The organism is Ferribacterium limneticum (assembly GCF_020510585.1).
In the GTDB taxonomy this organism is placed as follows: Bacteria; Pseudomonadota; Gammaproteobacteria; order Burkholderiales; family Rhodocyclaceae; genus Azonexus.
The window spans coordinates 2,477,096-2,502,346 of the sequence record NZ_CP075190.1 but is presented as its reverse complement, the minus strand read 5'-3'; the positions used below and the strand labels follow the sequence as shown (position 1 = coordinate 2,502,346).

Here is a 25,251-nt window from a genome sequence, read left to right as displayed (position 1 = left end):
GCTAATCCTCAACGTGCCGGCCGCTGGCATCGAACCGGTAACTGCGGAGTGGGGCGCAGACCTGGACCTGGTAGGACGCAAAGTATTCCTGCCGGCCTTGCTCCTGGGCCGCCAGATGCTCCGGATGCTGGCGCCAGGCGGCGAGGGTTTCCAGGCTGTCGAACTCGACAATAGCGACGCTTTCGCCATCAGGGGCGGCGAAATCCTTGTAGGAAATGAAACCGGGCATGGCCGAGGCTATCTCGAACATCCGTCCGCCCAGCGCGGTCAGGGCTTGTTCGTCGGTGCCATCCTTGAGTCGGGTGCGGAATACGACGACTACCATGCCAGCCTCCTTCCGAAACGGATTCATGAACCTATCGTAGTTCAAATATTCATATGCGTTGACGGTGGCAGACTGCCAGGGTTCCCGTCCTTGCGGTAATGTCGGGGGCATTCCGGAATTGGCCGATCTTTCCGGTTGACCGTAGCAATCCACGCGAGCCTGTTCCATCAAGGAGATTTGTCCAATGCCTGGCATATTCATCAGTTACCGTCGCGACGATCAGGCTGGTTTTGCCGGGCGTCTGGCCGATGTTCTGGTCTCGACCTTCGGTGCGGACAATGTGTTTCGTGACATTGAGGATATCCATCCGGGTGAGGATTTTGTCGTTGCCATCGAGAAACAACTGGCTGCCGTCGATGTGATGCTGGTCATGATCGGCCCGGCCTGGCTGACCGTGAGTCGGAACGGCATGCGCCGCCTCGACGAGCCGGATGATTTCGTCCGGCGGGAAATCGAGGCCGGCTTGAAATCGGGCAAGACGGTGCTGCCGGTGCTCGTCGGCGGGGCGGTGATGCCGGCGGAAAGGGATTTGCCGCCGGCCATAGTGGCGCTGGCCCGGCGCCAGTCATTCATTCTTTCGGATATCGGGTGGACGTCGGATGTGGCGCGGCTGGTCGATGTCGTCAAGCCGTTCTTCCCGGCCAGTCGTCGTCCTGCCCGGCGTTCCGGGCTGCTCTGGGGGCTGGCTGCCCTGGCCGTGATTGTGCTGCTGGCGGTTGGCCTGAAAGGTAACTGGCTGGGTCACTCTGAGGTTCCCAAACCCGTCGCCTCTGAACTGGCCCAAAGCCTTGCCGGGCGCTGGTTGGCTACCGTCAAATACGACTGGGGCGCCGAGCACGCCGAGCGCTTCGACCTGCGTCTGGAAAATGGCGAGGTGCATGGCACCGCCAGCTATCTGCGGGTGGCGCGGACGGTTGAACAGGGCGTGCTGAAGGGCGAACAACTCAATTTTGTCACGCGCAGCCAGGAGGTGGTGGGCGATGGTCCGGGCCGCGAGGTGACGCACCGTTACCGCGCAACGCTCAAGGCCGGCGAACTGCATTTCGTGCTGGAAAGCGGTGGTGGCCTCAGCGTCCACCCGCCGGTGGAATTCGTCGCCCGGCGGGAAGCCGAGCGGTGATGGTTCCTGGCCGGTCAGGCGTGTTTTTCGCTGCCTGATTCGGTCAGCTTCTGCACGATCAGGCTGCCGACCATGTCGCCTTCGACATTGACCGCCGTGCGCACGGTGTCGAGGATGCGGTCGATGGGGAGCAGGATGGCAATCGCCGCGGTGGGCAGGCCGACCGATTCAAGCACCAGCACCATGCTCAGCATGCCGACGCTGGGGATGCCCGGGGCGCCGATGGCGCCGAGCATGGCGACGAAGAAGATGATGAGCTGGTGGGCGAGGTCAAGTTCGATGCCGGCTAGCCGGGCGACGAACAGCGCAGCAGCGGCTTCGTAGAGCGCTGTGCCGTCCATGTTGACGGTGGCGCCGAGCGGCACGACGAAATTGGCGATGTCCTTTTTGACGTGCAAATGCTGCTCGGTGCAGCGCAAGGTGATGGGCAGCGTGGCGGCGCTCGAACTCGTGGCGAAGGCGGTGATCAGCGCTTCCTTGGCGCCTCTCCAGAAACGCAGCGGCGACATGCGGGTAACCAGCCAGAGCAGCAGTGGCAGAACGACGATGCCGTGGAACAACGTGGTGCCGACGACGACGCTGATGAAATGGGCCAGGCTGGCGAGCAGGTCGGCGTTTTGCGTGGCGACCAGTTGCAACAGCAGCGCGGCGAGGCCGAACGGCGCCAGGCGCATGATCCAGCCGACGACGAGCAGGCAAAGTTCCTGCAATTCCTGAATCAGCACGCGCAGGTTCTTGTAGCGCTCGCCGCCGATGACCAGCGCGATACCGAGAAACAGGGCAATGATGACGACGGCCAGAATGTCGCCCTGGGCCAGCGCCTTGAACGGGTTCTGGAACAGGCCGCGCATGAACTGGGCGATGTAGTCGGGCAGCGGCATCTGGCGCGCCTGGAAATCCCGCGTGGCGTCGGCGAACATGGCCAGGTGCAGGCCTTCGCCGGGGTGGAACAGGTTGGCTGCGCCGAGGCCGAGCACAATGGCCAGCGCCATCGACAGCGCAAAGAAGGCGAGCGTCGTCGTCCACACCCGATGCATCTGCTGATGGGCGCGCAGGTTGGCGACGCCAACAACGATGGACGAAAAGACCAGCGGCACCAGCACCATGCGCAATAGATCGAGAAACAGGTTGCCAAGCATCTTGGCGCCGTACAGCGTATTGCCGACGACGGGCGCCTCAGCCGGCTGGGTGGCCAGCCATAGCCCGCCGGCGATGCCGAGCAGGCAGCCGATCAGGATTTGGGTATTGAGCGAGGGACGGGGCATCGGGCGCATTGAGGTGGAGGCAGCGCCATTCTAGCGGGATTGATACAGATCGCAGCCGGCTCGCTTGAGCTGAGGCCATTTCAAATTTGGCCATTATTTCCGGTTGACCGTGGCAATCTGCTTTGCGCGGCGACTTTCGCCAGAGCCGTGTGCCGGCCTGCAATGCAACAGGCCGGTTTCTGGTGAAAGTCGCGTGCCGCTCAGCCGCCGGCTTTGCTGATGCTGGTGGCGGGTGGCAAATAGTCGGGCACCTTGTTCTTCACGGCCGGCTGCGCCTTGAGGTAGCTGAAAATGGCTCGCAAATCCTTTTCGGGCAGCGAGGCGACCGCCTGCCAAGGCATCGGCGGCAGGATCGGACGGGCCACGCCGACATGCTTGCCGGTGCGCATGGCCTGGATGAAATCCTTCTCGCGCCAGGCGCCGATGCCGGTCTCGCGGTCGGGCGTCAGGTTGGCGGCGTAGGTCGTGCCCCACGGGCCGACGAAGGCTGTCATCGTTGCTGAACCAGCCCAGTTCCAGGCGCTGTCCAGCTTGGGCGAAGGCGGCAGGCGAAGCTCTTCGGGATGGCCGGAAAGGCCGCGGGCCATGTCCTTCTCGGGGCCGTTGGGGCCCATCTTGAAGGGGATGTGGCAATCGACGCAGCCACCGTAGGCGATCAGTTTCTCGCCACGTTTGATCAGGGCCGAATCGTTATCGGCAGCCAGGGCGCTGGTGTTGAACAGGGTGCAGGCCAGGGTGGCGGTGATGAGGGTTTTGGGGTTGGGGCGCATGGTTTTTCTCCTTGTTGAAAATTTAGGTTGAAGCTGGTTTCTAGGTGGAACAGAGGCGTCGGGCCGCGTCGGCGATCGCCTCGGCTGAAGGGACCGAGGCCTGTTCGAGCGGGTAACTGGCGGCGGCCGGGGCATCGGGGCCACCCAGTCGGACGATCGGTGCCTTGAGATCGGCGAAGGCCTGTTCGGCGACCAGCGCGGCGATCTCGGCGCCGACGCCGCACAGGCGGTTGGCTTCGTGCACGACGACGAGGCGACCGGTTTTCTTCACCGAGCCGAGGATGGTCGCTTCGTCGAGCGGCTTCAGGCTACGCAGGTCGATGACTTCGGCGGCGATGCCCTGGCCGGCCAGTTGCTCGGCCGCCTGCTGACAGTGGTGGACCGTCTTGCCGTAGGAAACCAGCGTCACATCCCGTCCTTCGCGGACGATGGCGGCCTGGCCCAGCGCCAGCAGATGTTCGCCGGCCGGCACTTCGCCCGGCTGGTAGAGAAGGCCGATGTCGAGGAAGAAGAGCACCGGGTTGTCGTCGCGAATGGCCGTCTTGAGCAGGGCCTTGGTGTCGGCCGGTGTGCTCGGCATGACTACCTTGAGGCCGGGGCTGTGCACGAACCAGGCCTCGACATTGTGGTTGTGCTGGGCACCGACACCCCAGCCGGCGCCGGTCATGGCCAGCGTGACGAGGGGGAAGGTGAACTGGCCGCCGGACAGGTAGCGCAGCTTGCCGGCGCTGTTGACCAGCTCGTCCATGGCATAGCAGAGAAAGGGCGCGAAGAGCAGGTCGACGACCGGGCGCAGGCCCATGGCGGCGGCACCGACGGCCGTGCCGGCAATGATGCCCTCGGCCAGCGGCGTGTTGCGGATACGTAGGGCGCCGAATTCGTCGACCAGCTCGTGGCGTTTGGTGGCGATGCCTTCGCCGAAGGCGATGACGCTGTGGTCGCGGCGCATTTCCTCGGTCAGCGCGGCGCCGACAGCATCGTAAATAGTCAGGGTAGGCATGGGGAATCCTCAGGCGTAGACGTCGCGGGTCAGTTCATCCGCGGCAGGGAAGGGCGAGGCTTCGGCAAAGGCCTGGGCGACGGCGATGTGGCTGGCCACCTTGTCGGCCATGGTTGCGGCCTGGGCCGGACTGAGCTGCCCATCGGCAATCAAACGATCACGGCCGGTGGCGATCGGGTCGCGGGCCAGCCATGCAGCCAGTTCGGCCTTGTCGACGTAACCCTGATCGTCCGGCTCGAGGTGGCCGCGGGTCCGGTAGGTCAGGGTTTCGAGCAGGTAGGGCCGTTGGCTCTCGCGGACCTGGGCGGCGGCAGCCTGGGCGGCTTCGAGCACGGCGAAGACATCGTTGCCGTCCACCGTCCGGGCCGGGATGCCGTAGGAGGCGGCCCAATCCGCAACATGTTCGCGGCTCATCGCTTCGCGCCGATGGACGAAGGCTTGCCAGTGATTGTTTTCGCAGACGTAGAGGATGGGCAGGTTCCATAGCGCGGCAAGATTGAGCGATTCGTGAAAGCTGCCCTCGCAGGCCGCGCCGTCGCCAAAGAAGCAGACGACGATGCCGGGGCGGCCGAGCATGCTTTGCGCCAGGGCAACGCCGGGCGCCATCGACAGTTCGGCGCCGACGATGGTCGAGGTCAGCACGACGCCGAGTTCCTTGGCCGAAATGTGCAGCGAGCCGCTCTTGCCCTTGCAGTAGCCGTCGCGGCGGCCCATGACTTCGGCCAGCAGGCGGCCGGGGTCGGCGCCGCGGGCGAGCAGGTGGCCGGCGCTGCGATGGTTGGTGAGGATCAGGTCTTCGGGGGCGAGCGCGTTGACCACGCCGACGGCGGCCGCTTCCTGGCCGACCGAGGTGCAGGTGCCGGGCATCCTGCCGGCGGCGCTGCCGTTGACGATGGCCTCTTCATAGGCGCGGATGAGCAGCATCTGTTCGAGCAGTTGCTGCGGGTTTTTTGCCGGGGGCTTCGGGGTCATGACCGCTCCATTCGTTATGCGATGGAGGTAGTCTAGGCCGCCCGAAAACCCTGACAAGACGGCCAGGGGCCGCTTACGATTCTTTTAAGAAACGCTGAATGAACATTTAAGAAAAGGCGGGGGAAACCCGCGAAAATCAGCTTTCGACGAGCTGCAGCGGGTGGTCTACGGCCAGTGAAAAACGGCCGCGCCCGGTCTTGGTCAGCCGGATGCCGGCGTCGCGCTCTTCCAGTCGGCGCTGCAGCAGTACCAGGCGTGCTTCGAGGTTGTCGCTGACGCCCGGCAGGCGGATGCGGGGATCGACCCGCAAGCCCTTGTTGGTAAAACTGGTGCGCCGACGTTCGGCGAAATCGCTGAGCAGCACCCAGAGTATGGCCCCGGCGACGCCCTTGATCAGGTAGTCGTCGTCGATGAAAACGCTGTCGGTGGCGGCGAAGTGGCGAATGGTCAGCGGGGTGCCGGCGACGGCCGGAGCCGCTTCTTCGTTGCCGGCCGGCTCGTCGGGCAGATCGTCGGCCTGCTGGTGGTGGACGATGGCGAGACCCAGTTGGGCGGCAAAAGCGACGAGGGCGTCTTCTTCGTCGTAGCCGAAATGCAGGTCGGACACGCTCTCGACGTAGAGCACGCCAAGCAGGCGGCCGGCGACGCTGATCGGTACTGCCATCTGGCTCGCTGCATCGGGCAGGCCGGGCAGGGGAATGGCCGTTTCCAGGGCGTCGGCCTGGCCATCGGCCGCGATGCCGTCGCGCACGGTGCGGCCGTAGGCGTATTCGCTGTTGGTGAAGCTGATCCGGATTGGTGTGCGTTCCCGGGCGCAGATGCCGATGACGCCGGCACCAACCGGGATTTCCGAGCCGATCCCCGATTCGGGGTAGCCGCGGCTGGCCAGGGTGTAGAGCCGGCCGCGCGCCTTGTCGTGCATGAGCAGCATGAGATGAGCGATGCCGAATTCGTTTTCCAGGCAGTCGACGGCCTTTTCGAGCAGGCATTCCAGGGTGTTGCAGGTGGCCAGGCGGTCGGCCGTCCGGCGCAGGGCGTTCAGGCAATTGACCGGTGGCGGAGGCGGCGGCACGGTTTCGCCGGGCACCTGTTCGATGTTCAGCACGCGGTAGATGTCGGCACCGAGCAACTGAAAGATCCCCGACATGCCGGTATGCGAGGCGATTCCGGCCAGTTTGGCCCGCATGCGCTCAAAGAGCGGACCGGCCGCCTCGGTACGCAGGTAGTGCAGGGTCAGCCGGTACTGGGCACCGGTCAGGTGACTGGTCAGTAGCAGGCGCACCGGCGAGTCGGCCAGGACATTCTGCCGGGTGCGGTTGAAAAACTGGTAGGACAGCGCAACGTGCTCGTTGTCGATGAATTCGACCTGGGAAAGATAGGCAAGGTTGGGCATGCCTTCGCGGTCGCAGGTGGCGATGTGGCCCGGGATGATGCCCTCCAGGCATTCGCGGATGGTCTCGATGCGCAGGCTCATGGCGCAGCGCCCAGCGGGTCGCCGGCTTTCGGCCCCGGTGTCTGGGTGAAGGCGGCGCTCGGCGAGTACACCACCGTCACCAGGTCGTCGACCGTGCAGGCGAACAGTGCCCGAATCATGTTCTCCTGCATGCCGAAGGGGATGACCTCATCGAGAAACAGGGAAACGTGTGATTCGATCACCGGCAGATCGGCCGGATCGAAGGGCTGGATCTGCGCATCGACCCCTTTCAGCTGCACGGTGCGGTTGCTGCTCGGCAGGTTGAAAACATTGGCCACCCGGCCGGTGTTGCGGATGTTTTCGAGTAGTTCGGTCGACTGCGAACGCTTGATGAATATCGCGACTTGACGCCCGCCGTCGATCAGCTTGCAGCCCAGACCGCGGCTCATGCAGGGCAGGCGATCAGCAGAGCAGGCGGCCAGGCTGATGCTGACTCCGGTCTGGATGAAGGTGGCGTGGTCGCTGTCTAACATGGCGGTTGGATTATTTGGGGCGTTGGAATGATTTAAGCATAGCAAGTAGCCGTTTGTTATTTCAAATTTGGCCGTTTTTTCCGGTTGACCGTGGAAGTCATCAAAGCCCGAAAATTGTCGAATTTCAACCGGCCATTCAACTGCATCGCCGACATGCTCAGGGCTTTTTAGGCTTTTCCGGCTGAGCAATTGCCATGTCTATGGCCTTCCAGGCGCGTTCCAGGACTGCCAGCATGGCGGGTGTGCTTTCGCCCGGACGGGTCGCATAAAGCGCAATGACCAGGCGTTCATCGAAATCGATATAAAGGCTGGTGCCATGGGCCCCGATCAGGGCCACCCGATTCGGTGAGCCGCCCAAGTGCACGAAGCCATAGCGCTGCTCGCTGCCTTTTGCGAGGCCCTTGATTTCGGCTGAGCGCATGCCCGATGAGGCGGTCAGCGTTTCGATGAACCAGGAGGGGATTTTTCCGCGATTTCGGCTGCTCCGGGCATCGACCAGAACCTGGCCCAGTTTGGCAAAATCGCGCAGGGATAAACCCAGGCCGGTCGCCAATTCGACGCCTTGCGAGTCGCTTAGCCAGACGACGGGGTGTTCTGGCGGGTGGCGGCTCAGGAGTCCTTCGCAAAATAGCCGCGAGAGCGGGATGGCGTTGCTCTCGGCCAATATCCGGGCCAGCAGGTCGTCATCCGGGGCGGCGGCAAAGGTGGTCATTTCCGGTTCGTCCAGCGGCTTTTCCCAACGCCCGGCCTGAGCAAGCCAGGCCCTGATTCCGTTGCCAGCCTGATTCGTTGTCCAGCCACCGGCCTGTTGCCAGGATTCGAGGTCTTCCGGTGTCCAGGCATGGCGCTCCTCGTTTTCGAGCAGGCGCCGGATCGACAGCTTGCGCAGACCGGCGGACGGCGGCATGGTGGGAAGAAAACGGCTGACCGACTTGTCAGCGGCCAGTTTGCCTTGGCTGACGCTCATCGCGCCGAGCAGGTTGAGCAACGGGCGGGTTGCTTCGAGCAATAGCCTGGGTTGGTCAGGCGTCAGTCCATTGCGATAGCGTTCGGTGACGACCCGGCCGTTGCGCAGAACGACGAGGCCGTCGGCATAGAGGCGACTGTCGAGCAGGAATGCGAGGTCGCGCCGGCTGCCATCGAGCGGATCGACAACTGGAAAATCATCTATCGGGCGTAGCTTCACGGCCGTGCGCTGAGCATCGCCAACCGGGGCCAGCCGCCAGGCGGGCATGAATACTTCGCCGGCCTGTAAAGTCAGGCGCTGGTTTTCAATGGCCAGCCAGTTGCTCTTGTCGATCCAGGGGCCCAGTTTTTGTGGGCCGACCGGCACCTGCTCAAATTGGCAGGTCGAGTTCGCCGCCCATGTACCCGTGGCGATGAACAGTGACAACAAGGCTGCAGGCAACCGGCGGATCATTTTGTTTTCTCCTGAAATTAATTGTCTTTGCCCATCAGCCGTTCGCTGGCTTCGCGCACCACATCGTTCAAGTTGCCATGCTGCTTTTCTCGTGCCCGTAGCCAGGCTGCGTCGCCCGTATTTTCGGCGACCGCCTGCTTGAGCGGGCTCAGCCAGTGGGCGCAGTCCAGTTCCCGGGCGTCCTCCGAAACGGCTTCGAGCAAGTCGGCCAGGGTTTGCTTCAGTGGCGTCTGGGACAGGTTCACCGGATCGGAAATCATCGCCTCGAGGCCATAGCGGCAAGCCTGGAATTTGTTGTAACGGGCAACGTGGGCCTGTTTGGCGGTATGCAGCGGCGGACGGGTGCGCAACAGCCAGCGGGCAAGGGATTGGGCGAGGGCAGCCAGCGAGGTCGCTTGTTCGATGGTCAGCGGCGTATCGCAGACGCGTATTTCAACGGTGCCGAATTCCGGCTTCGGGCGGACATCCCAATACAGATCCTTGATGCCTTGGGCGATGCCACAGGCTTGCAGGAAGGCGAAGTGTTCGGTGAATTCCTGCCAACTGCCCAGCGGCGGGCATTGTCCGCTCAGCGGAAAGGCCGAAACCGCATTGAGCCGGGCCGACTGGTAGAAGCTGTCCACGCCATCGACAAAGGGGGAGGAGGCGGACAGGGCGATGAAGGCCGGCACATGAACGCCGAGCGCCTGGGTCAGCCAGATGGCCTCATCGGCCGAAGTGCACCCGACATGCACGTGCTGGCCGAAAACGGTGAATTGCTTGGAGAGATAACCGTAGCGCTGGTAAAGATCGTTGAAGCGGTCGCCGGGACAGATGCGCCGTTCCGGCCAATGATGGAAAGGGTGCGTGCCGCCACCGCAGACGCCGATGTTGTTGCGTTCGCAATGCTGGCGCAGGGTGTCGCGCAGGCCGCCGAGGTCGGTGGCAATGCCGTCGACGGTGGCTTGTGGCTGGGTGCTGATTTCGATCATGCTTTCGGTGATTTCCAGCTTGATCTCGCCGAAACGTTCGTCGTAATCGAGGCTGCCGAGCAGGTCGGTGGCGCCCCGCGTCAGGTCGAAATCGCGCTTCGAGACCAGTTGCAGTTCGAGTTCGACGCCGAGGGAAAAGGCGGCGCTGTCCTTGAATTCGCCCAATGCTTTGGTCGTCATGCGATACCTCCTTGATTGCGCTCACCACTTTCGCATTCGCCCGACCGGTGCAGTGCCAATCGGCACAGGGCAGGACCGACCAGTTCCATCATGGCGGCGGCGAACAGGGGCAGGGTCAGGGCCGAACGCCCGACTTCCGGATACAGACTGGCGATTTCATAGGCCATGAATACGGCCGTGGCCGACAGTGGCTGGATGCCCATGCCAACCAGCAGGCGTTTGGGCCAGGGCATGCTGCCGCCCGACCAGGCCATCGCCCCGGCTTTGGCGGCAGCGCGCACCAGCAGCAGGCCGAGCGCCTGCACGCCGGCCAGCCAGGTAAAGTCCTGCCAGGGCAGGGATGCGCCGACGATGACAAAAAGCACGATGGCGAGTAGCCAATGCCCTTCGGGCAACGCGGTGTAACGCAGGGTTTGTTGCTGGTCACGCGAAGCGAGCAGAACGCCCATCAGAAAGAGCGTCAAAAAGACCGGGACGGCGAGCATGCGCGCGATGCCGACGGCCAGCAGGGCGCAGGCGATCAGCACAAAAACCTGGGCCAGTGAGCCTTTCGGCAAGGTTTTGGCAATGCGCAGCGCCAGCCAGGTGCCCATGCCGCCGACCAGAAAAGCGCCGATAACCACCCACAGCGGATGGACAAGGGCATTCAGCCAGTCTTCGCTCAGTTCGGCGTGAACGATGCCGAGCACGACGGCGAAGGCGACAAAGGAAGCGGCAGAACTGATCGCCGTATGCAGGATGATGCGTTCGGTGACCTGTCCCTGGGCCTTGGCTTCCTCTATGGTCAGCAGGACCACGGCCGGGGCCGAGGCCATGGTCACGGCGGCTGTAGCGGCAGCCCAGGCAGGCGTCAGGCCGACCAGCCAGAGGGCAAAAAGGAAGATCAGGGCAAACGACAGCGTGATGTCAGCCAAGGTGCTGCGCAACAATTCGGGATTGCGACGCAGCCAACTCAGGTCGAGGCGCCGCCCGACTTCCATCATCAGTAAACCGAGTGCCGCGTCGGCAATCGGTCGCGCCTGCGCCAGGGCCTCGATGCTGATCCAGCCCAGCGCAGAGGGACCGAACACAGTGCCGGCCAGCACGTAGCCGGTGACCTTGGGCCACCGGGCGTGGGCGTGCAGCCATTCGCCGAGGAGCAGGCCGACGACCAGCAACAGGCTGAACAGGGCCAGCGAATCAATGGTCTCGGGAAAAGGCGGCAGGAAAAACAGGCGTTCGAGCAGGCTTTCCCAAATAGCGCGCAATGGCGAAGTGATCGTCTCGATCATGCCTGGCCATTTGCTACGGTCAACGGCAAAAAACCGTCAAAAATCACCAACGTCGGCCTCGTGCCGCACTCAGGAATTCATCAAGGATAGGATTGCAGTTGAGCAAATCCGGGGCACCTGGCGGGTGAAACTCGGGGTGCCACTGCAGGCCCAGTACATAGGGTTTGCCTTCAAGACGGATCGCTTCGATCAAACCATCTTCGGCGCTGCGCGCCTCGACGCGCAGCCCTTTGCCGAGAGACTTGATGGCTTGGTGATGAATCGAAATCACCTTGCTGCTGCCTTGTTCGGGATACAGCTTGGCCAGGCCGCTGCCGGCTTCCCAGGTGATGTTGTGGGCGTGCTTGTCGTAGTCCGCGTGCACATGGATTTGCGGCTCTTCGTACTGCGTCGCGATGTCCTGATACAAGGTGCCGCCCAGCGCCACGTTGATCAGTTGGGCGCCCCGGCAAATTCCAAGAACCGGCCTGCCGGCTTCCATGAATTCGTGCAGCAACTCCATTTCATAGGCATCACGCAGGCGGTCACCCGCCCATTCGGCTTGCAGCGGTTGTTCTCCATAGCATTGCGGGCTGATATCGGCGCCGCCCTGCAGCACCAGCCCGTCGAGATATTGCGGATAGTCCGAGAGGCGGATGCTGCTCCGGTGCATGATGCCGTCGCCGCTCACCGAGGGAATCATGAAAACCATCACCTCGCGTGACATCACCCAATGCGCCACCGACTGTTCAAGGTATTGCAGTGACTTGGACTGGAGCCCGGTGGCCCCGGGCTGCGGATGGTAAATCCGGGCCGAAAGTCCAATACGCAAAGGGCGTCTGCTCATGAGGTGCCTCCATGGTGTTCTGCTGGTACTTCGTTTTTGACAGAGGGGCGAAGTCGAGTTGCTTCGCCGAATCCCTTGATTGCCGTTTGAGTCGCCAGCGGGCCAAATAATTGCATCAGCAGGATCGTTGCCATCAGCATGCCAACCAGCTGCGCATCCATGCCGCTATAGAGCATCTGGGTGTTGACCAGAAGCACCAGGGCGATGCTCGACATCGGTTGAAGTCCGATGCCCAGAAAAATGCTCTCACGCACCGTTAGGCCAATACTTTTGCGCGAAATCAGGATGGCCAGCACCTGCCCGGCCAGTCGTGCCAAGGCTATCAGGATTGCCTCCAGCCAATAGTCACGCAGATAGGCAATGTCCAGTGCGGCCCCGGCGAGCACGAAAGTAATGACCAGAAAAACCCGGGCGTCACTGGCAATCCGGATGGCGATGACTTTGTGGTCACGGTCAATGGTGCTGACCAGAATGCCAAAAATCAGCATGGGCAGAAAAACGGAGATATCGAGATAGATCGCCGTGCCGACGCCAAGCACGATGGTGCCGAGAATCAGCAGATGCTGGTGTTCGGCTTGTCTTTCCAGTCGATCGGCACCCAGCAGGACCAATCCGGCACAGGCCCCACCGAGAAAGATGGAGCCGATGATGCTGCCCAGCGCGCTGCTGACTCGCGCGAAGCTACTCAGCGGCTCGCTGTCGACCAGGAACGGGACAAGCAAGACCACCGCCGCAAAAGCAACGGCACCGTTGATTGCCACCATGGTGTAAAGCAAGCCGGTGCGCTCGCCTTTGGCCCCGACGTCACTGCAGGTGGCAATGGTGATGGCCGGCGAAGTGGCAACGCAAAGCGCCGCCGCGAACAAAGCGGAACCTGTGGAAAAGCCCCAGTAGAGAAACAAGAGCAATACCAGCAAGCCCGCCATCAGCGAAATGGCGCAGCCTGCCAGTAACCGGTTGCGTCCACTCTCCGGGGTGCTGCGCGGAACCAGGTAGCCCAGTTCGAAGAGAATCAGCCCGAGCGCCAGATCGATGAAAAGCTGTGCCGACTCGATGTCAAAGTGGGTTACCCAATTCAGGCCGCTCTGACCGACCAGCAGGCCGAACAACACGTAGCCGGTCGTTCGCGGCAAGGCAAGAACTCTTCTCGACACTTCGCCGGCGGCCAAACCACCAAGCAAGACCAGACCGAAGAGTTGGATCGAGTTGAACATAAAAAATGGGGGCAAGCCCCCGAAAACCCTTGTCGATAAGGATTGTTGTAAAAGCAGTAAAAACTGCATTGGTTAGCAATATAATTTGAGCCCCAAATTAGCGCAACAGATCATTTACATGAATGAACCTACGCCGCCATTGGCACTTGAAGTTCTGCAGCAGTTCCGGGTGATTTATGGAACGATGCGCAGGTATTTTCGCGAGCTTGAAGAGTGTTGTGGGCTGCCCGGGTCCCAGATGTGGATTCTTCAGGAAGTCGAGCGGACTCCGGAAATCGGCATCACCGAACTCGCCGGCAGGCTGGGAATCCATCAGTCGACATGCAGTCAATTGGTCGACAAGCTGGTGGCCAGGGATTGCCTCGTCAAACAGCGGCAGAGCATCGATCAGCGACGCGTTGGGCTCTTCCTGGCGGACGAGGGGCGAAAAGCCATTGCCTCGCTTCCGGGGCCGGCCGAAGGCATTCTGCCAGAGGCCTTGGCGAGCATCCCGGAAGTTGCTCTAAAAACATTGAATATCAATCTAGCGGAATTGATTGATCATCTGCCCGTGAAGGACGATGAGTTCGCCTCGACGCCGCTGGCGGAAATGGTGCGTGACTAAGGTGCGAATGACTCTGTATTTTCGCGCGGCCATCCTTGGACTATCGCTCTCGATCGCTTTTTTGTCGGGATGTGGCACAACGTCTCAACCGGAACGGCCGGTTCAGCAAGTGCTCAAGCCGCCAGTGCCCGCCGAAGCAAAGGCCGATTCGCCACCCGGCATCACATCCGGCCTGTCCGAGAAAAAAGCCGAGCCCGAAATCGACGAAAAGACGAGCGTTTTCTTTGTTTTCGGTTCAAGCACCGTTGGCCAAAGTGAAAAGAGCAAACTGCGGGATGCAGCAAGCCGGCTGAAAGAGGATGGCGACTTGTCAGTCACCCTGATTGGCCGCGCCAATGACCATGGGAGCCGCTCGGTCAATCTGGCGGTGGCCGATGCGCGGGTGGAGGCAGTTGCCGCCATTTTGAGAAAGCTCGGTGTGAAGGCGTGGCAGATCAAAAAGAACGTAATCGGTGGCGAAAAACTGCCGGGCAATTGTGTGTCGACAGAGTGTCGCCGGACAATGCGTCGTGTCGAACTTGTGTTTTTCGAAGGGTGACCGGGGAAACGCCGAGTAAGCGGGTCATGGAAGGGCGGGAACACAATCACGGCCCGGTTGGAGCTGGGGCGCATTTGAAATTTGGTCACTTTTTCGGGTTGACCGTGGATGTCCGCTGGCGGTTTGTCCTGGCACCCAGAATGAAGAAGCCCGCCGATTGGCGGGCTTCTTGTTGTGCAGCTCGGTGCTGCCGCTATGGATTAGCGTGCAGCGCGACGACGGGCGACGGCGCCGATGATGCCCAGGCCGGCGAGCAGCATGGCGTAGGATTCCGGTTCGGGAACCGGCAAGGTTGATACGGCGAAAACGTATTGTCCACCGAGGCTACCGGTTCCCGTGCCTGAGACGGTGAAGTAATAGTCGTTGGCCGGGGTAAACAAGCCAGAGCCGACTTTATAGTTGGCGGAGCTACCGGCATTGCTATCAAGATTGACGAGCAAGGTATTGGCGTTGTCATACAACTGCACGGAAAGACCGTTGATGTTGTACAGATCGCCGATGTTTTGAATGGAAATGTTCAGGTTGCTGACCGAACCACCAGAGAACAAGGTGGTGGGGATGTCAAATAGCCATTGGTCGGAAAAGCCGCCGACGGCGACCGCAACAACCTGGGAATAGGTCGATGGCGCAGTGACCGTCCCGATGTCGTATGTTGCGGTGTATGCCGTGGCATTCGCGCCAGCAACAATGCCCAAGCCCAAGGCAAGAGCGACTACAGATTTCGTGATATTCATGAGGTTGGACTCCAAATAAATGAAAAGCATCGCCCGCGCGTGCGAGGACCCAGGATGGACCTTCATCATGATGTTCTAATGTTTCAGCGGTTATGGCGGATGGATAGAAAAAAATAGTCTGTTCGGACTACCGCGACGGCATTTCGAATCTGGTCAAATAGGGCGGTCGCCGGGAGCATTTGCTCTCATGGGCGCTGGATGCGGATTGCCCCCTGTCGGGGCCGATTAGCCGAGCAGCGTAATCTTGAGCTTTTCCAGAAAGTTCAGCTCGGCCCACCAGGCCAGGCCTTTTTCCCGGAACTCGCAGCCCTTTTCAGTCAGCGCCAGCTTGATGGCGCCGAACTCGGTTTTGCCGCTGTCGGCGATGAAGCCGGAGTCCATCAGGAAGCGGGCGATGGCGGGTTGGACCTGCTGGCCGGAGAGTGTCCAGCGCGAGCCGTAGCCTTCGTCGTCGCCGCTCAGCATGAGCATGGGCTCGAACGGGCCCATCAGGCGAAGCACCTGCAGGGTTTCGGCGCGTTGCGGGATGGTCGCGGAGTGCATGGTGCGGCTGGGTGATTAATAAGGAATTCGACCGGGATTGGCCGCCCAGCGTTCCAGCGGTTCGAGAGCGCCAGGGGTCGGGTGGTGTTCCATGACGATGCTGCGCGACGAAAAATGGCGGTTCAGCTCGCTGTACAGCTCGTCGTCGCAGAAGCCGATGGCCGCCGCTTCGGCCCGGCTGTTGGCGAAGACGATGCGGTCGATGCGCGCCCAGTAGGCGGCGGACAGGCACATCGGACAGGGTTCGCTCGAGGCGTAGAGGGTGCAGCCGGGCAGGTGGAAGCTGTCGGCGCCGGCGCAGGCGGTGCGGATGGCGCTGATTTCGGCGTGGGCGGTCGGGTCGTGGCTGGCGACGACGCGGTTCCAGCCTTCGGCGATGATCTTGCCGTCGCGCACGATGACGGCGCCGAACGGCCCGCCTTCGCCGCTTTCGCTGCCGTGCCGGGCCAGTTCGATGGCGCGGGCGAGAAACTGGTCGTCGAGGTTCATCGGAACGATCCTTCCTGAGGGCCGGGCGATCAAATAGTCGATGTTATTATACGGCCCCCATCATGGCGGGGGCATGTGCCCCGCCGCAATCAGGCATGCGTCTCACCAAACTCAAACTCTCCGGCTTCAAGTCCTTCGTCGATCCGACCTCGGTGGCCGTTCCCGGCCAGCTCGTCGGCGTCGTTGGCCCCAATGGCTGCGGCAAATCCAACATCATGGATGCCGTGCGCTGGGTGCTGGGCGAGTCCAAGGCTTCGGAGCTGCGCGGCGAGTCGATGATGGACGTCATCTTCAACGGCTCGTCGAACCGCAAGCCGGTGTCGCGAGCGTCGGTTGAGCTGATTTTCGAGAACCTGCTCGGCCGGGCCCTCGGCCAGTGGTCGCAATACACCGAACTGTCGGTCAAGCGCACGCTGACGCGGCAGGGGCAGTCTGATTACTTTATCAACAACCTTAAGGTCCGGCGCAAGGACATCACCGACCTGTTCCTCGGCACCGGCCTCGGCCCGCGCGCCTACGCCATCATCGGCCAGGGCATGATTTCGCGCATCATCGAGGCGCGGCCGGACGACCTGCGCGTTTTCCTCGAAGAAGCGGCCGGCGTCACGCGCTACAAGGAACGGCGCAAGGAAACGAACGGCCGGCTCGAAGACACCCGCGAAAACCTGCTGCGCGTCGAGGATATCCGCCAGGAGCTCGGCAACCAGATGGAACGGCTCGAAGCGCAGGCCGAAGTGGCGCGGCGCTACCAGGGGCTGAACGAACAACTGGTGCTGCGCCAGCAGGTGCTGTGGCTGCTCAAGAAGCGCGAGGCAGAGGCGGAACGGCAAAAGCTGTCGCTGGAAGTCGAGCGCGCCGTCACCGAACTCGAAGCGCAAAGCGCCGCGCTACGCGAAACCGAAGCGCGTGCCGAGGAAACCCGCGAGGCGCACTTCGCCGCCGGCGACGCGCTGCACAACGCGCAAAGCGACATGTACACGGCGAATGCAGAGGTGGCGCGGCTGGAGGCGGAAATCCGCCATCGCCGCGAATCGCGCAGCCAGCTCGAAGCGCGCCTGACGCAGCTCGAAGACGAACTCAAGCACTGGAGCGAGACGGCCGGGAAGCTCAGCGAAGATCGTCTGAAATGGGAAGAGGCGCAGGAAATCACCAAGCTGCGCGTCGAGGAGGCAGAAGAGCGCCTGCATCAACAGATGAACATCGCGCCGCAGGTCGAGGAAGACCACGCCCAGGCGCAGGAAGAACTGCAACGTCTCAAGGCGCGCTCGACCAACGGCGAACAGAAGCTCGAAGTCGAGCTGACCAACAAGTCGCACGCCCAGCGCGCGCTGCAGGCCATCATCCAGCGGCGCGAACGCTTGCGCGAGGAAACCGGCGACATCAACCCGCCGGATGAACTCGACCTCGCCGAGAAGGAAGAGGAGCTGGCCTTGCTGCGCGAGGAGCTGGCCGGTGATCAGGATCAACTCCAGCAGTTGCAGCAGGAGATGCCGCAGCTCGAAGCCCGCCGCAAGGAAGCCCAGGCCGAAGTGCAGCGCATCGAGCGCGAACTGGCGGCCGGGCAGGCCCGCCGCGCCGCCTTGGAGCAGATGCAGGCACGCACGCAGCAGAGCGGCAAGTTGCCGGAATGGCTGCTTCGCCACGATCTGGAAAATGCGCCGCCGCTGTGGCAAAAGATTCACGTCGAAGCCGGCTGGGAAGAGGCGGTCGAAGCAGTATTGCGCGAGCGTCTGAGCGCCATCGCCTGCGACGATCCGGCCAAGCTCGACGCCTGGCTGCACGACCGGCCGGAAGCGCGGCTCAGCGTGGTGCTGCCGGGCGATTTTAATTTTGGCCAAAATTTCCGGTTGACCGTGGAAGTCCTCTCGGCGCGGGTGCGCAGCGACTCACCGGCCATCCAGGCCGTGCTCGACGACTGGCTGGGCCAGGTGCGCACGGCGGAAACGCTGGCCGAGGCGCTGGCCGTGCGGGCCGATCTGCCGCCGGGGGCGGTCATCGTGACGCGCGGCGGCGATTTGGTCAGCGCGGCGAGCGTCACCTTCTTCGCGCCGGATCAGGGCGAACACGGCCTGCTCGAACGCCAGCGCGAAATCGAGGCGCTCGGCGAGGGCATTGCCATGGCCGAGGAAATGGCCGACGCCATCCGCGAGCAACTGGTCATGTTCGACGAACAGGTCGAGGACAAGCAGGCCGAAATGGGCGAGATCCGCCAATACGTCGCCGACCGCCAGCAGCGCGTGCATGCCGTGCAGATGGAAGTGCTCAAGCTGGCGCAGGCCATCGAGCGTCACAAGGAACAGAAGGAACGCCTGCAGGAACAACTGGCCGAACTGGCCGAGGAAGAAGAGAGCGAGCGTGAGCGCGAAATGTCGGCCGACGAACGCATCGCCGAAATCCGCGACGGGTTGAGCCGCATCCGCGTGCTGGTGCATGGCGCGCAAACGCGGCTCGACGAATGCGAACGCGCCGTGCGTGCCGAGCGCGAGCGCAACTCCGATCTCGACCGGGCGCTGCGTGAAGCGCAGTTCTCGCTGCGTGAAAGCGATGGCAAGTTGCAGGACGTCTTCGCCCAGCAGGCCATGGCACAGCGCGAGCTGAATCGCATCGAAAAGGACCGCGCCCAGTGCGCCGAGCAGGTCGAGGCCGCGCCACCGGACGTCATGGAAGGCGCCTTGCAGGCAGCGCTCGAAGCGCGCCAAGCGGCAGAAAAAGTACTGGCTGAAAAACGCGACGCGCTCGAAGCGGCGACCAACGCGCTGCGCGGCTTCGAAGAGCAGCGCCTGCGCATCGAACAGGGCCTTGAGCCGCTGCGGGTGCGCATCGGCGACCTCAAACTCAAGGAGCAGGCGGCGGCGCTCAACGCCGAGCAATTCGCCATGCAGTTGCTCGAAGCCGGCGCCAACGAGGAAGTGCTCCAGGCCGAACTCGGGAATGCAAGGCCTGCCGGCCTGCAAGGCGAAATCACCCGGTTGACCAACGCCATCGCCGAACTCGGCGCCGTCAACATGGCGGCGTTGCAGGAACTCGAAACGGCGACCGAGCGCAAGGGCTACCTCGACATGCAGGCGGCCGACCTCAACGAGGCGATGGAAACGCTGGAAAACGCCATTCGGCGCATCGACCGCGAAACGCGCGATTTGCTGCAAAGCACTTTCGATACGGTCAACGGCCATTTCGGCCAACTTTTCCCGGAACTATTCGGCGGCGGCCGCGCCGAGCTGGTCATGACCGGCGACGAAATCCTCGATGCCGGCGTCCAGGTCATCGCCCAGCCGCCAGGCAAGAAGAACTCGACCATCCACCTGCTGTCGGGTGGCGAAAAGGCGCTGACCGCCATCGCGCTGGTCTTCTCGATGTTCCAGCTCAATCCGGCGCCGTTCTGCCTGCTTGATGAGGTCGATGCGCCGCTCGACGACAGCAATACCGAACGTTTCTGCACCATGGTGAAGAAAATGTCAGGTGCAACGCAATTCCTGTTCATTTCCCATAATAAAATCGCCATGGAAATGGCCGAACAGCTGGTCGGCGTCACCATGCAGGAAAGCGGCGTGTCGCGCGTGGTGGAAGTGGATATTCAGGAAGCTTTGAAAATGAGGGATGCGGCTTAAATGACCGAGCTTCAACTAGGATTGATCGGGCTGGGCGCGACGGCGGTGGTCGGCGTGTTTGGCTACAACAAGTGGCAGGAATACCGGCAGCGCAAGCTGGCCGAAGCGGTGCTCAAGCCGCATCACGCCGATGTTTTGCTGGGCGACGCTCCGAAGTCGTCGCCACCACCGGCCGTCGCCGAACGCAGCGAACCGGAAATCCGTGTCGATGCGTCGCCAAGGCTGGCGGTGCGCCTTGAACCGGTCTTCATCGATCAGCCTCCAACCCCGCCGTCGGCAGAGATAAATTCCGCGGCGCACGAAATTTCCATGCCCGAGGCGCCGGCGTTCGAAAACCCGGTGGCGCCGGTTGAACCAACGCCGGTGCAGGAAGCCGCTCCGGCCCCGATGTTCGCGCAAGCGCCGGCCGCTATCCCTGACGATGCCTCGGACGATGTTCCGAACACTCCCGCCGCAGCCTTGCCGGCCGAACTGCTCGATCCGCGGCTTGAGTTCATTGTCGCCATGGAACTGGTCGAGCCGGTTTCCGCCATGGACATCATCCATTCGCAGCGTCCCGCCTTGGTCCGCCTCAACAAGCCGGTGCATTGGATCGGCTACAACGAACGTAGCCGCGAATGGGAGCGCCTGGCGCCCGATAGCGAACTCAAGCTGCGCCGCCTGCGCGTCGGCCTGCAACTGGTCAATCGTCAGGGGCCGCTCTCCGACGGCGATATGGCCATTTTCACCAACGCCATGCAGGCGCTGGCCGACGAGCTGATGGCCGTGGCCGACATGCCATCGTCGCGCGTCCTCGACCAGGCCGCCGAAATCGATCAGTTCTGTGCCGCAGTCGACCTCGAAATCGGCCTCAATCTGGTCAGCCGTGCCAGCGCCTTCTCGGGCACCAAGATTCGCGCCCTGGCCGAAGCGGCTGGCCTGGTGCTCGGCCTGGGCGGCGTCTTCACGCGCTATGACGACAATGGTCGCGTCCTGTTCAGCCTGCAAAACTACGAAAGCACGCAATTCTCGGCCGACACGCTGCGCACGTTGACGACGCATGGCCTGACTTTCCTGCTCGACGTGCCGCGCGTTGATCACGGCGAACGCACCTTCATACAGATGACCGAGATCGCCAAGCGCTTCGCCGATACGCTCAACGGCGCGCTGGTCGATGACAATCGGCAGCCGCTCAGCGATTCGCAGCTCGACCACATTCGTCGCGAATTCATCGGCAAGCCGCAGGCAACGATGGCCAGCTACGGCCTGATCGCCGGTTCGCCCCAGGCGCTGCGGCTGTTCTCCTGATGGTGGCACCCGCTGTAGCAGCCGAGCGCGCAGCCGAGCTGCGCGCCGAGCTGGAACGCCACAACCACGCCTATTACGTCCTCGATACGCCGACCATTCCGGATGCCGAGTACGACAAGCTGTTTCGCGAATTGCAGGGGCTGGAAACTGAATATCCCGAGCTGCTGACGGCCGATTCGCCGACCCAGCGCGTCGGTGGAACGCCGCTCAAGGAATTTCCGCCGCGCCAGCACGGCGTGCCCATGCTGTCACTCAACAACGCCTTCGCCCCGGAAGAGGTCGAAGCCTTCGACAAGCGCGTGCGCGACGGCCTCGAAACCATTGCTGCCATCGACTATGCCGTAGAGCCGAAATTCGACGGCCTGGCCATCAGCTTGACCTACGAAAACGGCGTCTTCACCTGCGGCGCAACGCGTGGCGATGGCGTGACCGGCGAAGAAGTGACGCCCAACCTGCGCACCCTGCGCTGTATTCCGCTGCGCCTGAAGGGCGAGGGCTGGCCGGCGCTGGTCGAGATACGCGGCGAAGTGCTCATGTTCAAGGCCGATTTCGCCGAACTCAACGCCCGTCAGCGTGAACGCGGCGACAAGGAGTTCGCCAACCCGCGCAACGCTGCTGCTGGCAGCCTGCGCCAGCTCGATTCGAAAATCACCGCCGCCCGGCCGCTGTCCTTCTTCGCCTACGGCGTCGGGGCTGGGGCGGAGGCGCTGGCCGTCAAAACCCATAGCGAACTGATGGACAAACTGGCTGCCTGGGGCTTCCCGGTGGCCGTCGAACGCGCCGTCGTGAGCGGTTCTCGCGGTCAACTGGAATTTTTCGCCAAAATTGGAATGTTGCGGGCTGGCCTCCCGTACGACATCGACGGCGTGGTGTACAAGGTCAACCGCCTCGACTGGCAGGCGCGTCTCGGTTTCGTCTCGCGCGCCCCGCGTTTTGCCATCGCCCACAAATTTCCGGCCGAAGAAGCGCTGACCGAGGTGCTCGGCATCGACGTCCAGGTTGGCCGCACCGGCGCGATTACGCCGGTCGCCCGGCTCAAGCCGGTCTTCGTCGGCGGCGTCACGGTGACCAACGCGACGCTGCACAACGAGGACGAAGTCCGCCGCAAGGATGTCCGGATTGGCGATACGGTCATCGTCCGCCGGGCCGGCGACGTCATTCCCGAAGTCGTCGCCATCGTCCCGGAAAAACGACCGACACGCGACCTGTTTGGCGGCGAGCCACTGCATCCGCCATTCGAACTGCCCAAAATATGTCCGGAATGCGGCTCGGCTGTGGCCCGCGGCCTCGACGAGGCCATCGCCCGCTGTACCGGCGGCCTCTATTGCCCGGCCCAGCGCAAGCAGGCGCTGTGGCACTATGCAGCGCGCCGGGCCATGGACATCGAGGGCCTCGGCGACAAGATCGTCGATCAGCTGGTCGATGCCGGCCTCGTTCACACGCCGGCCGATCTGTACGGATTGACCGTCGAAACGCTGGCCGGGCTGGAGCGCATGGGCGAAAAGTCAGCCCAGAATCTCGTCGCCGCAATCAATCAAAGTCGGCAGACGACGCTTGCCCGCTTCATCTTCGCACTCGGTATCCGCAATGTCGGCGAGGCGACAGCACGAGATCTGGCCAGGTATTTCGGCAACCTCAATGGCATAATGGCGGCCGATATCGAAGCGCTGCAGCAGGTGCCCGATGTCGGGCCGATTGTCGCGGCCAGCATCGTTGCTTTCTTCAATGAGTCACATAACCGTGAAATCATTGCCCAGCTACTCGCCGCCGGCCTGCACTGGACGGAAGGCGAACCGGCGGATGCCGGGCCAAAGCTGCTGGCCGGCAAGACGCTGGTCCTGACTGGTACGCTGCCAACGCTCAAGCGTGACGACGCCAAGGCGATGATCGAAGCAGCCGGTGGCAAGGTGGCTGGTTCGGTATCGAAAAAAACGGATTTCGTGGTCGCTGGCGAGGAAGCCGGCTCCAAGCTGGAAAAGGCGTTGGAGCTCGGCGTCGCGGTGATCGATGAAGCTGAATTGTTGAAATTGCTCGAAAAGGGAGTCGAAAAATGAAAAAAGTTCGCAAAGCCGTATTTCCCGTTGCCGGTATGGGCACCCGCTTTTTGCCAGCCACCAAGGCCAGCCCGAAGGAAATGCTGCCCATCGTCGACAAACCCTTGATCCAGTTTGCGGTCGAAGAAGCGGTTGCCGCCGGCATTACCGACATGGTCTTCGTGACCGGCCGTTCGAAGCGCTCGATTGAAGATCACTTCGACAAGGCCTACGAACTGGAAAGCGAACTCGAAGCGCGCGGCAAGAGCGAATTGCTCGACTTCGTGCGCAACATGATCCCCAAGAACATCAACTGCATCTACATCCGCCAGGCTGAAGCGCTCGGCCTTGGCCATGCCGTACTCTGTGCCAAGCCGGTGATTGGCGATGAACCATTCGCCGTGATCCTCGCCGACGACTTGCTCGATGGCAACCCGCCGGTCATGAAGCAGATGACCGATACCTATGACTACTACCGCTGTTCGGTGCTCGGTGTGCAGGACGTGCCGCGCGCCGATACGCGCAGCTACGGCATCGTCGATGCCCGCGCCGTGGCGGATCGCGTCGAGCAGATCAATGCCATCGTCGAGAAGCCGAAGCCCGAGAACGCGCCGTCAACGCTGGCCGTCGTTGGCCGCTACATCCTGACGCCGCGCATTTTCCATCACCTCGAAAACATCAGGCCGGGGGCCGGCGGCGAAATCCAGCTGACCGACGGCATCGCCTCGCTGCTCAGCGAAGAACAGGTTCTTGCCTATCGCTACGACGGAACGCGCTACGATTGCGGTTCCAAGCTGGGCTACCTGCAGGCGACGGTCGTTTTCGGCCAGCGCCACCCGGAAGTCGGCGCGGATTTCGATGCGTACTTGAAAAGCCTTGGAGGCTGAATGGATTTGAAAAAAGCACAGGCCATGCTGGCCAATGCCGAACTGATTCACAGCGAGGCGGCTGTGCTAGGTGCGGTGGCCGACGTCGCCGCCGCCATTCGCGAACGGCTGGCCGACAAATATCCGCTGGTCCTTTGCGTGATGACCGGCGGCGTGGTCTTCTGCGGTCAACTGCTGACCAAACTCGATTTTCCGCTCGACTTCGACTACCTGCACGCCACGCGCTACGGCCCGGAAACGCAGGGCGGCAAGATTTCCTGGCGCTCGGCGCCATGGACCTCGGTCAAGGGCCGTTCGGTGCTGGTTGTAGACGACATTCTCGATGAAGGCGTGACGCTCGCTGCCGTCAAGGAAAGCCTGCGCCGCATGGGGGCCGAAGAGGTGCTGACTGCCGTTTTCGCCGACAAGCTCAACGGCAAGATCAAACCGATTGCCGCAGATTTTGTCGGCCTGACCGTGCCAGACCGCTTTGTCTTTGGCTTCGGCATGGATGCCGGCGGCGTCTGGCGCAACCTGCCGGCCGTCTATGCCATGAAGGACGACGCATGAGTGGTGCGACAGTCGCCGAGTTCATCGGCTACTGGGAAACTGAAGGACAGGCTTACGTCAGGCGCGGCGATTACGACTGGATGGCGGCACTGGTTCCCGGCCGGCGGGTGCTGGAAATCGGCTGCGGTGTCGGCTTTGCCACGCAGTCACTGGTCAAGCGTGGCTTGACGGTGCTCTCCATCGATTCGCTGGGCGAATGCCTGGAGCTGACACGGCAACGCCTTGACGGCAGCGACGTAACGCTGATGCTGGCCGATTTGACCGCATTGACCGACGAGCAGCGTGCCACCATGGAAGCCTTCGCGCCCGATACCGTGGTCTGTTGGCTGATGGGGGCGCCGGCCGATACGACCGGTGCGGTGGCTACCGATGCCGGGCGGGCGGTGATCGCCTACCGCGAAAAGCTGCATCGTCTGGTCGCCGAGCTGGCTGCCAGCCTGCCGACCGTGCAGGCGCTGCACTACGTCGATCGCACGGCGATTCCGTGGCAGGCCAAGGACATTGGCCGCGATACGCTGGTCAGCTACCATGCTGGCAAGACCTTGCTTGATCTGCCCTTCGTTGCTGAACGCAAGCATGCGCTGTATCGCAAGCTGGGCGATGAGACGGTCAATAACACTCAATTGCGCAAACCGCACCCGTCGCTCAAGGGCGTGGTGCCGACGCTGGCTTCGTTGCTGGTGGAAAGGAAGAAATAA

At 62.5% G+C, this 25,251-nt stretch carries 24 protein-coding genes; 9 read left to right on the top strand and 15 right to left on the bottom strand.

The genetic code is table 11. The features are described 5' to 3' along the window. Window position 1: 1 nt before the first annotated feature. Entirely contained in the window at window positions 2-352 is a 351-nt protein-coding gene (locus KI613_RS12245; RefSeq protein ID WP_226399840.1) for an antibiotic biosynthesis monooxygenase family protein, read from the bottom strand. Between the two features lie 157 nt (window positions 353-509). Here KI613_RS12245 and KI613_RS12240 point away from each other — a divergent pair, with 157 nt between their 5' ends. Then, window positions 510-1,445, top strand: a complete 936-nt coding sequence (locus KI613_RS12240; protein WP_226399838.1) for a toll/interleukin-1 receptor domain-containing protein — start codon at window positions 510-512, stop codon at window positions 1,443-1,445. A 14-nt stretch (window positions 1,446-1,459) separates the two neighbouring features. On the opposite strand, the gene KI613_RS12235 is transcribed toward KI613_RS12240, so the two are convergent. The 11 genes from KI613_RS12235 to KI613_RS12185 form a co-directional block, all read right to left on the bottom strand. Next, entirely contained in the window at window positions 1,460-2,719 is a 1,260-nt protein-coding gene (locus tag KI613_RS12235; RefSeq protein WP_226399836.1) for a dicarboxylate/amino acid:cation symporter, read from the bottom strand. 191 nt (window positions 2,720-2,910) lie between these two features. Next, window positions 2,911-3,480 carry a diheme cytochrome c-553 gene (locus tag KI613_RS12230; RefSeq protein WP_226399834.1) on the bottom strand — a complete coding sequence of 190 codons (570 nt, stop codon included), beginning with the start codon at window positions 3,478-3,480 and terminating at the stop codon, window positions 2,911-2,913. 40 nt (window positions 3,481-3,520) lie between these two features. Further along, a complete protein-coding gene (locus KI613_RS12225) occupies window positions 3,521-4,480 on the bottom strand; it encodes an alpha-ketoacid dehydrogenase subunit beta (protein ID WP_226399832.1) in 960 nt (319 codons plus the stop codon). 9 nt (window positions 4,481-4,489) lie between these two features. Continuing rightward, complete coding sequence (locus KI613_RS12220; protein WP_226399830.1) at window positions 4,490-5,452, bottom strand: thiamine pyrophosphate-dependent dehydrogenase E1 component subunit alpha; 963 nt, start codon at window positions 5,450-5,452, stop codon at window positions 4,490-4,492. A gap of 136 nt (window positions 5,453-5,588) precedes the next feature. After that, window positions 5,589-6,926 carry a GAF domain-containing protein gene (locus KI613_RS12215; protein ID WP_226399828.1) on the bottom strand — a complete coding sequence of 446 codons (1,338 nt, stop codon included), beginning with the start codon at window positions 6,924-6,926 and terminating at the stop codon, window positions 5,589-5,591. Beyond that, window positions 6,923-7,399 (bottom strand): hypothetical protein, encoded by a 477-nt coding sequence (locus KI613_RS12210; RefSeq protein ID WP_226399826.1) that lies wholly within the window; start codon window positions 7,397-7,399, stop codon window positions 6,923-6,925. The genes KI613_RS12215 and KI613_RS12210 overlap by 4 nt, the downstream gene beginning before the upstream one ends. 157 nt (window positions 7,400-7,556) lie before the next feature. After that, window positions 7,557-8,819, bottom strand: a complete 1,263-nt coding sequence (locus KI613_RS12205; RefSeq protein WP_226399824.1) for a serine hydrolase domain-containing protein — start codon at window positions 8,817-8,819, stop codon at window positions 7,557-7,559. 17 nt (window positions 8,820-8,836) lie between these two features. Further along, complete coding sequence (locus KI613_RS12200) at window positions 8,837-9,970, bottom strand: YbdK family carboxylate-amine ligase (RefSeq protein ID WP_226399822.1); 1,134 nt, start codon at window positions 9,968-9,970, stop codon at window positions 8,837-8,839. Further along, entirely contained in the window at window positions 9,967-11,241 is a 1,275-nt protein-coding gene (locus tag KI613_RS12195; protein ID WP_226399820.1) for a cation:proton antiporter, read from the bottom strand. Before KI613_RS12195 ends, KI613_RS12200 begins: the two co-directional genes overlap by 4 nt. A gap of 43 nt (window positions 11,242-11,284) precedes the next feature. Continuing rightward, window positions 11,285-12,067 carry a gamma-glutamyl-gamma-aminobutyrate hydrolase family protein gene (locus KI613_RS12190; protein WP_226399818.1) on the bottom strand — a complete coding sequence of 261 codons (783 nt, stop codon included), beginning with the start codon at window positions 12,065-12,067 and terminating at the stop codon, window positions 11,285-11,287. Further along, a complete protein-coding gene (locus tag KI613_RS12185) occupies window positions 12,064-13,281 on the bottom strand; it encodes a cation:proton antiporter (protein WP_226399816.1) in 1,218 nt (405 codons plus the stop codon). The genes KI613_RS12190 and KI613_RS12185 overlap by 4 nt, the downstream gene beginning before the upstream one ends. Window positions 13,282-13,399: 118 nt before the next feature. Here KI613_RS12185 and KI613_RS12180 point away from each other — a divergent pair, with 118 nt between their 5' ends. Both KI613_RS12180 and KI613_RS12175 read left to right on the top strand, forming a co-directional pair. Further along, window positions 13,400-13,885 (top strand): MarR family winged helix-turn-helix transcriptional regulator, encoded by a 486-nt coding sequence (locus tag KI613_RS12180; protein WP_226399814.1) that lies wholly within the window; start codon window positions 13,400-13,402, stop codon window positions 13,883-13,885. Continuing rightward, window positions 13,878-14,423: an OmpA family protein gene (locus KI613_RS12175; protein ID WP_226399812.1), complete on the top strand. Its 546-nt coding sequence runs from the start codon at window positions 13,878-13,880 to the stop codon at window positions 14,421-14,423. Before KI613_RS12180 ends, KI613_RS12175 begins: the two co-directional genes overlap by 8 nt. A gap of 200 nt (window positions 14,424-14,623) precedes the next feature. Here KI613_RS12175 and KI613_RS12170 read toward each other — a convergent pair whose 3' ends face one another. The 3 genes from KI613_RS12170 to KI613_RS12160 form a co-directional block, all read right to left on the bottom strand. Continuing rightward, on the bottom strand, window positions 14,624-15,226 hold the full coding sequence (locus tag KI613_RS12170; RefSeq protein ID WP_226399810.1) for an FxDxF family PEP-CTERM protein: 603 nt from the start codon (window positions 15,224-15,226) through the stop codon (window positions 14,624-14,626). Window positions 15,227-15,382: 156 nt separating this feature from the next. Next, window positions 15,383-15,700: a hypothetical protein gene (locus KI613_RS12165; protein WP_226399808.1), complete on the bottom strand. Its 318-nt coding sequence runs from the start codon at window positions 15,698-15,700 to the stop codon at window positions 15,383-15,385. Window positions 15,701-15,715: 15 nt separating this feature from the next. Then, window positions 15,716-16,189, bottom strand: a complete 474-nt coding sequence (locus tag KI613_RS12160) for a nucleoside deaminase (protein WP_226399806.1) — start codon at window positions 16,187-16,189, stop codon at window positions 15,716-15,718. A gap of 95 nt (window positions 16,190-16,284) precedes the next feature. Between KI613_RS12160 and smc the strand changes: the two genes are divergently transcribed. Genes smc through KI613_RS12130 form a run of 6 tightly spaced genes read left to right on the top strand, consistent with a single transcriptional unit; the run spans window position 16,285 to window position 25,251 of the window. Next, window positions 16,285-19,797: a chromosome segregation protein SMC gene (gene smc, locus KI613_RS12155; RefSeq protein ID WP_226399804.1), complete on the top strand. Its 3,513-nt coding sequence runs from the start codon at window positions 16,285-16,287 to the stop codon at window positions 19,795-19,797. Further along, window positions 19,798-21,084, top strand: coding sequence for a cell division protein ZipA C-terminal FtsZ-binding domain-containing protein (locus tag KI613_RS12150; RefSeq protein ID WP_226399801.1), 1,287 nt, complete (start codon window positions 19,798-19,800; stop codon window positions 21,082-21,084). Continuing rightward, a complete protein-coding gene (gene ligA, locus KI613_RS12145) occupies window positions 21,084-23,138 on the top strand; it encodes an NAD-dependent DNA ligase LigA (protein WP_226399799.1) in 2,055 nt (684 codons plus the stop codon). The genes KI613_RS12150 and ligA overlap by 1 nt, the downstream gene beginning before the upstream one ends. Then, window positions 23,135-24,004 carry a UTP--glucose-1-phosphate uridylyltransferase GalU gene (gene galU, locus KI613_RS12140; RefSeq protein WP_226399797.1) on the top strand — a complete coding sequence of 290 codons (870 nt, stop codon included), beginning with the start codon at window positions 23,135-23,137 and terminating at the stop codon, window positions 24,002-24,004. The genes ligA and galU overlap by 4 nt, the downstream gene beginning before the upstream one ends. Beyond that, window positions 24,005-24,553, top strand: coding sequence for a hypoxanthine-guanine phosphoribosyltransferase (locus KI613_RS12135; RefSeq protein WP_226399795.1), 549 nt, complete (start codon window positions 24,005-24,007; stop codon window positions 24,551-24,553). Next, window positions 24,550-25,251 (top strand): class I SAM-dependent methyltransferase, encoded by a 702-nt coding sequence (locus KI613_RS12130; RefSeq protein ID WP_226399794.1) that lies wholly within the window; start codon window positions 24,550-24,552, stop codon window positions 25,249-25,251. Before KI613_RS12135 ends, KI613_RS12130 begins: the two co-directional genes overlap by 4 nt.